The sequence below is a fragment of the Verrucomicrobiota bacterium genome (assembly GCA_016871535.1).
In the GTDB taxonomy this organism is placed as follows: Bacteria; Verrucomicrobiota; Verrucomicrobiia; order Limisphaerales; family SIBE01; genus VHCZ01.
The window spans coordinates 1-11,712 of the sequence record VHCZ01000194.1 but is presented as its reverse complement, the minus strand read 5'-3'; the positions used below and the strand labels follow the sequence as shown (position 1 = coordinate 11,712).

The following is an 11,712-nucleotide window of genomic DNA, read 5'->3' as shown; positions in this document are numbered from 1 at the left end:
GTTCTCGTTCCATTGCTCTCCACCCCGTGTTTCCACGACGCAGTTATGGTTCAATACCGCACGATTCTTCACCGCACAGAAGCGGACTTTCACCGCTTCGACCAATCGCCATCTCAGGCGCACGAGCGCCGGCATCCGTGCCGGCGACCGCAGCGGGTTGAACTGCGCCGGCATGGATGCCGGCGCTCCCAGGTTCATGGGGAAAGGGGAGCCAATCGAATCGTGACTGGCCGACACTTATAATCGCACCACCGGTGGAAAGCGCAGTTTGACTTCGATTCGCGGCTTTGGTTGCCTACCGGAAAACTCTCAGCGCTGTTCACATGCTTCAATGTCCGGTCTTTGTTCTCACGACTGAAGGTTCCTCCGCGGTGATGCCACGAATCCTGCGACTCCGGTGCTTGGGGATCGTCCTGGGTTTGGCGCTGGCAGGTGCCGGTTGCGGGCCGAACGTGCAGCCTCCTCCCAATCCGACGATCGCTCCCGCCTCAACTGCCCACTCGCCCTGGCTCGAAGATGCCACGGACGCGCTCGGTCTGAGATTCGTCCACGACGTCGGACCGGTCGGAACCTATTTTATGCCCGAATCGCTCGGCTCCGGAGTCGCCATCTTTGATTTCGACGGCGACGGACGCATGGATGTTTTTCTGCTCCAGAACGCCGGGACCAATTCCGCCGCCAAACATCAACTGTTCCATCAGGAACAGGACGGCCGCTTTCGCGACGCGAGCACCGGCAGCGGACTGGATCTCCCGGGACGCGGCATGGGCGTGGCCGTCGGCGACGTGGATAATGACGGCCAGCCCGATGTCTTCATCACGGAGTACGACCGGGTTCGGCTGTTTCGCAATGTCGGCGGCGGCAAGTTCGGAGAGATCACCCACGACGCCGGACTGGACAATCCTCACTGGGGCATGTCGGCCGCGTTCTTCGATTACGACCGGGACGGCTGGCTCGATTTGATCGTGGCCAACTACGTGGATTACTCGCCGTCGATGAAGTGTCCAGATGCGCAAGGCAAACCCGGGTACTGCGGTCCGTCCGGGTTCCCGGGCACGATTCCACGGCTGTTCCGGAACCTGGGCGCTGGCGGCGGCTCGATCCGGTTCGAGGACGTGACGCTGAAAGCCGGGCTTGGGAAACTGGCCGGGCCAGGACTCGGAGTCGTGTGCGCGGACGCCAACGGAGACCGCTGGCCGGACGTGCTCATTGCCAACGATGGCCATGTCAATTGGCTCTTGATCAATCAGCGCAACGGAACGTTCACCGAAGAGGCCGCCACACGCGGGATCGCTTACAACGAGATGGGCGCCGTCCAGGCCAACATGGGAGTCGCCCTCGGCGACGCCGACGGCGACGGGCTTTTCGATATTCTCGTGACTCACCTCAGCACGGAAACGCACGCGCTGTGGAAGCAAGGGCCGCGCGGATACTTCCAGGATCGCACCTCGGCTTCGCGGGTCGCGGCTTCGGCGTGGCGAGGCACAGGTTTTGGCACTGTGTTCAACGATCTAAATAACGACGGCGCTCCGGATTTGCTCGTCGTGAACGGCGGCATCAAACGCCTCACGATCGATCCCGCGCCAAACGGCAAGGCCAACAGCGATCCCTTCTGGAACGGATACGAGCAGCGCAGCCAGATTTTCGCCAACGACGGTCAGGGAGCTTTCTCGGACATCTCCGCCGCCAACCTCGCCTTCAGCGGAACCGCCGCCGTCGCGCGCGGCCTGGCGGTAGGCGATCTGGACAACGATGGCGCCCCGGACTTGATCGTCACGCGGATTGCCGCGTCCGCGCGCGTGTATCGCAACGTCGCTCCACGCGGCCACTGGCTGACGGTGCGAGTCGTGGAGCCGGCGTTCGGAGGCCGCGACGCGTATGGCGCGGAAGTGGCCGTCAACGCGGGCGGGCGGCGCAGGACCGTGTGGGTGAATCCTTCGCAAAGTTATCTGTGCAGCAACGATCCTCGCGCCCACTTTGGCCTAGGTTCAACCACCCAGGTGGAAAGCATCAACGTGATCTGGCCTGACGGCACCGAGGAGCAGTTTCCCGGTGTGGCCGTGGATCAAATCCTCACGCTCCGGAAAGGTTCCGGGCAACGAGTCGCATCGGCTGTGACGCGAGGCGCTGGGCAGTGAACCCGTATCGGCTTCAATGAAGAAGCGAACCCCCAAACGCCCTTCGCCGCCAAACCGATCCATCCGCAGAAGCTGGCCAGGCTGGCTCGCGGTCGTGCTTTCAATGTCGGTTGCGTTCGCGTCCTGGCTCTGGTGGAGAAACGCGTCGCCGCCGCCGCCAGTCGTGAACACCACGGGTTTCGACCCGATGATCGCTGCGGCGATTGCCCAAGCTCGGGACGCGGTTCGACAGGCCCCGCGGTCCGCCGAGGCCCGGGGCCGCATGGGAATGATGTTGCTGGCGCACGAAGTTCGCGCGGAAGCCGCCGCGTCTTTTGCCCAGGCCTCCGCGCTGGCGCCGCGCCAACCGCGCTGGCCCTACTATCTTGGTCTCGCGGAACTGGTGGACAATCCCATGGCGGCCGCGACGAATCTGGATCGCGCCGTCCGCCTCTTTCCCGAAAGCGAGCTGGCGCCTCGCTTAAAGTTTGCAGACACGCTCCTGAGCTTGGGGCGTCTAGATGAGGCGGAAGGGCATTACCGCCGTGTTCGCGAACGCGATCCCAATTCGGCCTGGGCGGGATTGGGCCTCGGCAAAGTGGCTAATGCTCGCGACCGCGCCGCCGAGGCCACGAATTATCTGGCGAGCGCGCTGCAGGACGTTTCCACTCGCAAAGCGGCTCACCGCCTTCTCCTGAACGTGAACCAACGTTTGGGCCGCACCAACGAAGCCGTCCAACTGGCTCGGATTCTCGCGGACCTTCCCCACGACGAGCCATTTCCAGATCCCTTCCTGGCCGAGGTCCATGCCCTGAAAACCGGGGAGGCCGCCTGGATCGATCTCGGCGATGAATGGATAAAAGCAGGCCGCGTGGCCGAAGCCGCCCGGCTCCTCGAAAAAACCCTCCAGACTTACCCGAACTCGGATCGCGCCATGTTTTTCCTCGGACGCGCGCTCTTGCGGCTCGGCGACGCCGCGAGATCCGAGGCCGTCCTGATGCGAGCTGTTGCGCTGGCGCCCGGCAACATCGAAGCGCAAATGCAACTGGGCGTCACACGCCTGAGCCGGGGCCGACCCAAGGAAGCCCAGCCTTGTTTCCAAGCTGCCATCCAGGCCAAACCCAACCTGGCGGCGGCGTGGTTTAATCTTGGGCTGAGCCTCGGCGGCGAGATCAATCGACGCGCCGAGTCGATGGCCGCTTTTCGCGAAGCGATTCGGTTGACTCCGAATTCGGCGGAGGCCTACCTCGGACTGGCCGTGGTGCTGAGAGCCGAAGGTCAGAACCAGGCGGCGGCCGCGGAATTGCGCCGGGCACTCGCTCTGCAACCTGAAGAGCCAATGCGGCGAAAGTTGCTCGATCAATTGAAACTGGTGGAGTAGCTGGAAGGACTGACGCTCTAATGGAACCAAACGACCAGCAGCGACCGATTGAAAAGCTCAAACGGATCGAAGCGCTGTTCGCCGACCGAGCGGCTACCGCAGGCGAAAAGGCCGCCGCAGTCTGTCGTCAGCATCAATCGAGGAGCGTGCGAAAGAGGTCGAGCACAGCATGGAATTAACTCGGAAACTGGAAGCGCGTGCGCGCAGGAGTGGGAAACATTCCGTTCGCAAACCCTGACGCTGGCTGAAACGCTCGTGGGACACGGACAAGATGCAGCTTGGGTTGCAGGCGCTGATTCTTCGCGACGACGGCATGCTTCGCGTGCCGGTTCTGGATGCCGAGCAGCAAGAATCCACGCTGAAAGACCTGCAGCATTGCTACGAAACGGCAGTGGCCCGAATCGAACATGGCAAACCGTTGCACACGGTGCAAGAGCCTCGAGTGTACGAAAAGGTGTTCTATGCGAGTGCCGAACGCCCGCTGGGTCGTCCTTGGCGCGTCTTCGAACTCCGGAACACTGACGGCTCGCGCTTCGGTTATTCGCACGGCAAGCTCATTCAACCCTCAACCGCGTATGAGAACCACCTATCTCGTCTGCTACGATATCGCGAATGACAAGCGATTGCGAATCAGATATCGGAAACAAACTGACACTCAGAATAGCGCAGGCAGTCGCAACCGAAGTGTTGCGGGCCTGTGCCAGAAGGAGTAACAAGCGAACTCCTTCCGCGCTCACGCGAGCGCGGCCCCGTTGAAGCTTGAACATGAAGCCTGCGACTGTGGCGCCGCTGAATTTCCTTGGCGAAGACAGATGGTCAGACGATAAGCTTCCACGACCTGAGCATTCTCCTTCGAGAGAAACCCGCACATGAACCGAAGAACATTCCTCACCTCCCTGAGCAGTCTGGCGGCCCTTGGCGCCGCGCCGGCACGCGCCGCCGATGGCCAATCGCGGCGCAGAAGCACATCCAGCCACCCGCCTCGAAAGGTGATCGTGGGCACCGTCATGCAATCCTTTTGGGGGAAGCATCCCGGCCTGCAAAAGCGGCTCGATCAATTGGCTGGAATCGTGGATCTGATGGCGTCCGAGGCGAAAAAGAAATACGGTCGCGGCCTCGACCTCGCGGTGCTTCCGGAAACGTCGATCACGGGGGAAGCGGACGGAGACGCCTTGGCGCATTCAGTTCCGTTCGAGGGGCTGGTGCAGGACGTGTTCTCTCGCAAAGCACGCGAGCATGGTTGCTATATCGTCGTTGCAACCTACCTCCTGGATTCGAAGGAAAAGAAGTTGTGCTCGAATGCGGCGGTCCTGGTCGGGCGCAAAGGAGAAACGGTCGGAACCTACCGCAAAGTGCATCTGGTCGTCTCGTTCGAGCGCGGCAACATGGAAGGCGGCGCCACCCCAGGCAACGCGTTCCCTGTCTTCGAGTGCGACTTCGGCAAGCTCGGCATCCAGATTTGTTATGAGATGGAATTCGACGACGGTTGGTCCGAGTTGGCGCGGCAAGGCGCAGAGTTGATCGCCTGGCCGACGCAATCGCCTCAAACCTCGCAGCCCGCCTTCCGCGCGAAGGATCATCGCTTCTATATTGTGTCCAGCACCTGGCGGCACAACGCCTCCCTCTTCGAGCCGACGGGCAAAATCGCCGCGCAGATCAAGCCGCCGCAAAACATCCTGGTTCACGAACTGGATTTGAGTTACGCGATTCTCCCGTGGAGTTCAAAGCTTCGGAATGGCGAGGCGCTCCGCAAGGCCTGCGGCAACAACGTCGGCTACAATTACTACGAGGACGAAGATCGCGGCATCTTCTGGTCGAACGACCCGAAGACGCCGATCGGCGAGATGGTGCGCTCCATGGGTCTGCGGGAAATCGAGGATGAAATGGCGCAAGTGCGGAGGTTCTACCGCAAAGCCGGAGCTTCGAGATAGCGCGCCGGTCCGGTTATGGATGAGAGCTCGCTGCGGCACGCCATTCTGACCGCGGAACGCATTAAGAGAGATCGGCACGCGGGCGTCTTCGGCGAAATGCTGGACTGGCTATGCCCTCTCCTGGAACGGATGGCGCGCGGCGAAGACTTCAGTCTGCGTGAAATAACTCACGTCGTGGGCGAAATACGGTGCCGTGTGGCCGGCATAGCGCAACAACAACCAAACCAGAATCGTGAGCGAGAAAGCTGAAAGCTTTGGTCCCTGGACCGTCGGCGAACTTCCGCCGCCGCCTCGTTTTGGGTTAAGCCAGTGGCGCGCGATGATTGGGCCGGGCATCTTGATGGCCGGCGCGAACATCGGCGGAGGCGAGTGGCTGCTGGGGCCCGAAGTCACGGCGCGTTACGGCGGCTCAATCCTCTGGATCGCGACGCTCGCGATTGCCGCGCAGGTTTTCTTCAATCTCGAAGTGATGCGGTATGCGCTCTACTGCGGCGAGCCGATGTTCGTGGGCTATTTTCGTTTGCCACCGGGGCCCGTTCTCTGGACAGGCGTCTATCTGGCATTCGACTTCATCGGGGTCTGGCCGTACCTGGCCTCGAATGCGGCCGTGCCTTTTGCAGCCATCATACTGGGGCGTCTGCCGACGGAGACGGACGCGACGTTGGTGCGAGGCCTCAGTTACGTCGTGTTCCTGGGCGCGTATCTTCCGGTGCTGTTCGGCCGGAAGATTTATAACGCGCTTCAGTTTTGCATGATCGTCAAGGCCGTTCTGGTTCTCGGCTACCTGCTCGTGATCAATTTGATTTGGAACCGCGGCGCGTGGGGCGAAGCGGTCTCCGGCTTGTTCAAATTCGGGATGCTTCCGCCGACGATGGACTGGGCCACGGTGGCGGCTTTCGCGGGAATTGCCGGCGCGGGCGGGCTGTCCAACATGCAGTTTTCAAATTATGTCCGGGAAAAGGGCTGGGGCATGGGCGGACAAGTGGGCGCGATTCCGAGCGCGTTTGGCGGCAAGACGATCAAGCTCTCGCACGTGGGCAAAGTATTTCCCGTCACGCCTGAAAACCTCGAACGCTGGCGCGGATGGTACCGTCATATCGTCCGCGAACAACTCATCATCTGGGTGCCGGCCGTGACGCTGGGGGCCATCCTGCCGGCGATGCTTTCTCTCGGCTTTCTGCCGCGAGGCACGACCGTGAAAGGGTGGGAAGGCGCCGCCATGACGGCGAAGGGCCTGGCCGAACACATCGGACCGGCGTTCTGGTACCTGACCCTGACGTGCGGACTGCTGGTGCTTGCTCCGACACAGATCACGCAGATGGACGGGATGGTGCGCCGCTGGGTGGATGTCCTTTGGACCGGAAGCCGCCGGCTGCTTCACCTGGATGGCAACAAAGTAAAATACGTGTACTACAGCGTGCTGGCGGTTTACGGCCTCTGGGGCATGATCGCGCTGGCGATCCTCAATCCGGCGCAAATCGTAAAGACCGTGGCCAACTTTTGGAACCTCGCCCTGGGTTTTAGCGCCGTGCTGACCGTGGTGGCTAACCGCCGCCTTTTGCCGAAGGAACTGCGTCCGCGCTGGTTTATGGAACTCGGCGCGCTTTATTGTGCCGCCTTCTATCTGGGCATCTTCGGCATCGTCGCTTACAAGGAATTCTTCGCCGCTGACTGAGATGCGGTGTTCAACGTAGCGCAGATTTGTAATCTGCCGTATCGCGGAATTGCATTCCGCAGGGTCTCGACAAGTTCCAGAATTCCGGAACTTGCCGGACCGCCGCCGATTGCAAATCGGGGATACGGCAGAGTGCAACTCTGCGCTACGGCGGAAGGCACGCTAAACACATACGACGCCGACTGATGCAGCCGAGACGGCCACCCTCCCGTTCTCCACAGTATCAAGCGAAGGAAGGCGCAAAAAAAGCCGTTCCGCATCGCACGGAACACACACCCTAACTTTCCGAACAAATTCAAGCCTTTCGTCTGCGCAACTTGTTGACTGTCAAGTTAAATTCAAATTTCGGTCAATCATCTTAATCAGCGAGAACGCCTTACACATGCCTCACAAGTGTTAGGAATTGTTAGGAAAATGCCGCACTACAAATCCTTTCAACTCCATGCTGTGCGCTTCTCCAAAACGTTTCCAACCGATAACCGTTTTCACGTCACGATTCTTACATCAACGGTTTGATGTTGGACAGATTGAAATACCCCAAGGTTAAGCGGTCCGAGAAAATAGTCCTTCACCGCCGCGATCCGCCGTTTCATCCAGCGGTGCGAAAACCGTGTCCAACGAAGTTGCTCCTCCGATTTCATGAAATCCTCGGCCAGGAATGCAGCCAGTTCTTCTGGATCATAGAAAAGCGCCCAATTCTGCTGGCCGGGGACGTGAACAATTCTCACGCTCTCCAAGCAGCAAAAGGTCATCACGCGAAGGTCTTCCTGGCTCAGGTCACAAAATACCGTCCAGTATGGCCAAGCGCGGTGAAACGCTCCCAAGAACTGACGGAGCGCCGCATTGTCCAAGGGCGGCACTGACTCATCCAACCCGTCAAAAAGAAAGATCACCCGCCCCAATAATCCGGGGAGATAATGCCAGGCTTCCGGACGCGACAAATTGTATTGATCCACGAAGGGAGCGAAGTTCTTTTCCTCGATCATCCGCCGAGTGAACGTGATTACATGCCCCGGAATGTGCTTTCTCATAGTCGCTCAGCGAATCACGAAGCGATTGGGGCGAAGGACAGTCTGCTTGATCTTCTTCCAGTCGGAGGATCGTTTTCCGGGCCAGTACTTTCCCTCCAATCGCTTGCCCATCGTTCCTTCCAACCCCAACTGCTTTACCCGGGCAAACAGATGGCATCCTTTGCCCACCACGCCCTCGGTCATCCTGACCACCGGGCAGTCCAGCTCGCCGAGGATTTCACGCAATAGCTGACGCCGTTTCGTCAGTGGATCAGCCATCACCGCTTGGCCACGCAGATAGAGAAGATCGAAGACCATGAAAACCACGCCCGACCGCTGACTCAACAGTTCGATCCGATTTCGGTCTTGAAGCTGGACACGCCCTTGAATTTTTGACAGGGACGGCCTGCCGTTTTCCAGGGCGATCAATTCGCCGTCCAGGACCGTCCCTTAAACCTTCTGCGCCGAATCACGGGTTGTGTCGAAGAACTGCAGTTTTTAACTTCTTGCTGATTATGCATACTGTGTCCGTGATTAAATTTAGTGGGACATGCAACAAACTTACGTGAAATCCACTCTGCCGTCGTCGCGCCCTCTTTTGCGGCGACTGACGCGAATCTGCCAGCTTCTTTCAGAGAAAAAGCCGGTGAATTGCGCTCGATTGGCGGATGACTTGGAATGCTCTGATCGGACAATCATGCGCGACTTTGATTTTTTGCGCGACCAGTTGAATCTGCCAATTGAATACGATCCACGTCGCCGCAGTTATTCGCTGACTGCGCCACTCCCAAATCTTCCGTTTTTGCAGATTACGGAGGCAGAGCTTTTCGCCATCTTGGTGGCAGAAAGAATTATTGCCCAATATCGTGGCAACCCGCTAGAGCACGATCTCCGATCAGCATTTCGAAAGCTCGCAGTGGGCTTGGGCGATCACTTGACGATATCGCTCGGTGATCTGAATGCTGCGATGTCCTTTCGTCCGGTTGGAGTTCCCCGCGCAGATGCGAGGCTTTTTAAGTTTTTGACTGAGGCGGTTGTGAATCGCCGTGAAATCGAATTTGATTACTCCGGCCTTAACAAACCGAAAAGTCATCGCCGGGTTCACCCCTATCATCTGGCTTGCGTTGAACAGCAGTGGTATCTCCTCGCACACGACACGGGCCTTGATGCAATGCGCACATTCGTGCCCGCCAGAATGAAGCAGGTCAAAGCCACAGGCGAAAAATTTGTTCAGCCGAAACAAATTCCAATCAAGCGACTGTTGCGCGACAGCTTCGCCATCTTTTTCGACCGCACAACATCTTACAAAATTCGCATTCGCTTTGACGCGTTCGCAGCCCCGCTTGTGCGTGAGCGAAAATGGCATCACTCCCAGCGCATCAGGGAACTTGCTGGTGGCGAGATCGAATTGACGCTCCGTTTGAACACCCTACAAGATGTCGAGCGTTGGATTCTGGCTTGGGGCAACCATGCCACCGCGCTTGAACCTGTCGAGTTACGGGATCGTCTTCGTGCAATCATCCGTGCAATGGCCTCGCAATATTCTGCCTAACGGGGCTTAGAAAAATAATTTTTTTGTGAAGGTCTGACAGTGTTTGTCAGAGGTGGCGTGGCATGATCGCACCATGAAAAATCAAAGGCGTAATTCTTTCTTCCGACTTTCACGTGGACGGTTAATTGGTGACGACGACGAGGTCGATTATCTCGAAGAGTCTCCAAACGCGTTCACATGGAGCTTTGAATCTGCCTATTCGATGCTGGTGGCGGGCTACACGATCGAGAAATATTTGCGTCGGCAGTGTAAAGACTGGCTTGAACACGCCAAGCTCAAGAAGGAATTCTTTTTCAATCCGAGCTGCTCGGCCTCTATTCTGGCGTTTGGCGAGGCTTACGGTTGTTTGCGTGGCAAAATCATCTGCTATCAAGCGGATTTCCAATCCCAAAGCCTCTCCATTTCAGCCACCAGACCGGTTGCTGGTTTGGTCACCGAGTTGAATGAAGTGATCAAAACGAAAAATCCGATTCGTTGCCAACACCTCCAACTCATTCCGGCGTCGGGCGGATTCAAAGGGATTCTAAAATCGCGTCCCTCGGTTTCTTTGGCGGAGGTTATCCTCGACTCACAGATGCTCGACGACATCCACGACAACACGCTTTTCCACCTTCAGCACTTGCCCGGTAACAATGGCGTCATTTTTCACGGCCCGCCTGGAACTGGGAAATCCCTCGTTTGTCAGGCGCTCATCCGCGAGGCAATTGACTTGGGCTTTTCCACCTGCCACATCATCGGCGACGTGGATTTTACCAGACTGGCGGAGTTTCTTTCCCGCTTCCTCAATCCTTGTCTGCTTATCTTTGAAGACATAGATGCGTTTGCGCGGGATCGTCTCACTGACCGCGAGAGCGGACTGGCGGATTTTTTGCAGTTCCTTTCCGGGCTTACTCAGCGCGAGGAGCGGTGGGTGGTAATAGCCACAACCAACTATCCCGAATTGCTCGACAAAGCTATTATTGAACGCCCGTTGCGGTTCAATCGAAAATTCGCGTTCAATCTGCCGACCCGCGACGAAATCGAACGACTGGTTGATCTCTACTTCGGCTCGGCCACAATTCCCGCCGACAAGAAACGGTTGTGTCATGAAAAAGGCTTTACGGGGGCGCATATCAGTGAGATCAAACGGACAGCTATGACCCTCTCGTTAAAACGCAACCTGCCAGCGCCAGAAGTTTTTCCTGACGCTGTGAGCGTGGTGGAAAAGAATTTTTTACCAAACCTTCAACCGGTGGGTTTCAGAGCCTGATTTCTGCAAAACCATAAATCTTATGAGTCACGTCATCTACGCCTGTGACATTGGTTCAACAATGAAGGGGAATTTCGGCTGGGCACGCTGGGATGGATCTCCTTCAATTAAGACTTCCGACGATATCAAAGACCTCGCGACCGATTTGATCGAAGACTTAAAGCACAGCAAAAGCATAGCTTTAGGAATCGAAGCACCACTTTTCATTCCTGTTCCTGAATGCGACACAAAACTTAGTAAGTCGCGTGAGGGCGAAGGCGACCGTGCATTTTCAGCACCGGCGGGTTTGGCAGTCGCCACATTGGCTGTGCATCAAATGGCTTGGGTTTTCAGCGAGATAAAGCGGAACTTCAACAGTCCATTGTATTTTACGTCGAGGATGGAGGATTGGCCTCCACGAAGCCAAAGGCAAACACTCTACTGTTGGGAAGCATTTGTTTCAGGGAAGGCGCATTCAAAGAACCACGAAGAAGATGCTCGGACAGCTCTTATTGAATTCCTAGACTTGGAGAAAGAACTCAAACCAGAACAGAGTGCGGTAACAATTGAAACCCCTTCAAAATCATTGTCCTTGATTGGCGCTGCTGCGCTCTGGAGTGGTTTGTCTGAGGATCTTTCTATACTTCACCATTCAGCTTTTGTGGTTAAACCAAGAAAAGTTCCCCTTCTAAGCCGTGACTATTCAGTAGCCGAAGCGGTCACTATTTGGGAATCGTTGATGGACAATGACATTACCATCAATTCCCACACGGGAAGCGGCTCACCAAACAGTGACCGACTTCATTAGACTCCAAACT

Annotated in this window: 10 protein-coding genes; 8 read left to right on the top strand and 2 right to left on the bottom strand. The window is 57.4% G+C overall.

The features are described 5' to 3' along the window. Nucleotides 1-323 precede the first annotated feature (323 nt). The 5 genes from FJ398_20345 to FJ398_20325 all read left to right on the top strand — a co-directional run bounded on the left by FJ398_20345 (nt 324) and on the right by FJ398_20325 (nt 7,104). Nucleotides 324-2,138 (top strand): CRTAC1 family protein, encoded by a 1,815-nt coding sequence (locus tag FJ398_20345; GenBank protein MBM3840269.1) that lies wholly within the window; start codon nt 324-326, stop codon nt 2,136-2,138. 16 nt (nt 2,139-2,154) lie between these two features. Continuing rightward, complete coding sequence (locus tag FJ398_20340; protein ID MBM3840268.1) at nt 2,155-3,498, top strand: tetratricopeptide repeat protein; 1,344 nt, start codon at nt 2,155-2,157, stop codon at nt 3,496-3,498. A 271-nt stretch (nt 3,499-3,769) separates the two neighbouring features. Continuing rightward, nucleotides 3,770-4,114 (top strand): hypothetical protein, encoded by a 345-nt coding sequence (locus FJ398_20335; protein MBM3840267.1) that lies wholly within the window; start codon nt 3,770-3,772, stop codon nt 4,112-4,114. 253 nt (nt 4,115-4,367) lie between these two features. Further along, nucleotides 4,368-5,429 (top strand): carbon-nitrogen hydrolase family protein, encoded by a 1,062-nt coding sequence (locus FJ398_20330; protein MBM3840266.1) that lies wholly within the window; start codon nt 4,368-4,370, stop codon nt 5,427-5,429. A gap of 232 nt (nt 5,430-5,661) precedes the next feature. Continuing rightward, a complete protein-coding gene (locus tag FJ398_20325; protein MBM3840265.1) occupies nt 5,662-7,104 on the top strand; it encodes a hypothetical protein in 1,443 nt (480 codons plus the stop codon). Between the two features lie 485 nt (nt 7,105-7,589). Here the strand turns inward: FJ398_20325 and FJ398_20320 are convergent, their stop codons facing one another. Both FJ398_20320 and FJ398_20315 read right to left on the bottom strand, forming a co-directional pair. Further along, nucleotides 7,590-8,135: a hypothetical protein gene (locus FJ398_20320; GenBank protein ID MBM3840264.1), complete on the bottom strand. Its 546-nt coding sequence runs from the start codon at nt 8,133-8,135 to the stop codon at nt 7,590-7,592. A gap of 6 nt (nt 8,136-8,141) precedes the next feature. Next, nucleotides 8,142-8,555: a hypothetical protein gene (locus tag FJ398_20315; protein MBM3840263.1), complete on the bottom strand. Its 414-nt coding sequence runs from the start codon at nt 8,553-8,555 to the stop codon at nt 8,142-8,144. A 109-nt stretch (nt 8,556-8,664) separates the two neighbouring features. Here FJ398_20315 and FJ398_20310 point away from each other — a divergent pair, with 109 nt between their 5' ends. From FJ398_20310 to FJ398_20300, 3 genes are all read left to right on the top strand, one after another. Then, nucleotides 8,665-9,666, top strand: coding sequence for a transcriptional regulator (locus tag FJ398_20310; protein MBM3840262.1), 1,002 nt, complete (start codon nt 8,665-8,667; stop codon nt 9,664-9,666). 73 nt (nt 9,667-9,739) lie between these two features. Continuing rightward, nucleotides 9,740-10,915, top strand: a complete 1,176-nt coding sequence (locus FJ398_20305) for an ATP-binding protein (GenBank protein ID MBM3840261.1) — start codon at nt 9,740-9,742, stop codon at nt 10,913-10,915. A 22-nt stretch (nt 10,916-10,937) separates the two neighbouring features. Beyond that, on the top strand, nt 10,938-11,702 hold the full coding sequence (locus FJ398_20300) for a hypothetical protein (protein ID MBM3840260.1): 765 nt from the start codon (nt 10,938-10,940) through the stop codon (nt 11,700-11,702). Nucleotides 11,703-11,712 lie beyond the last annotated feature (10 nt).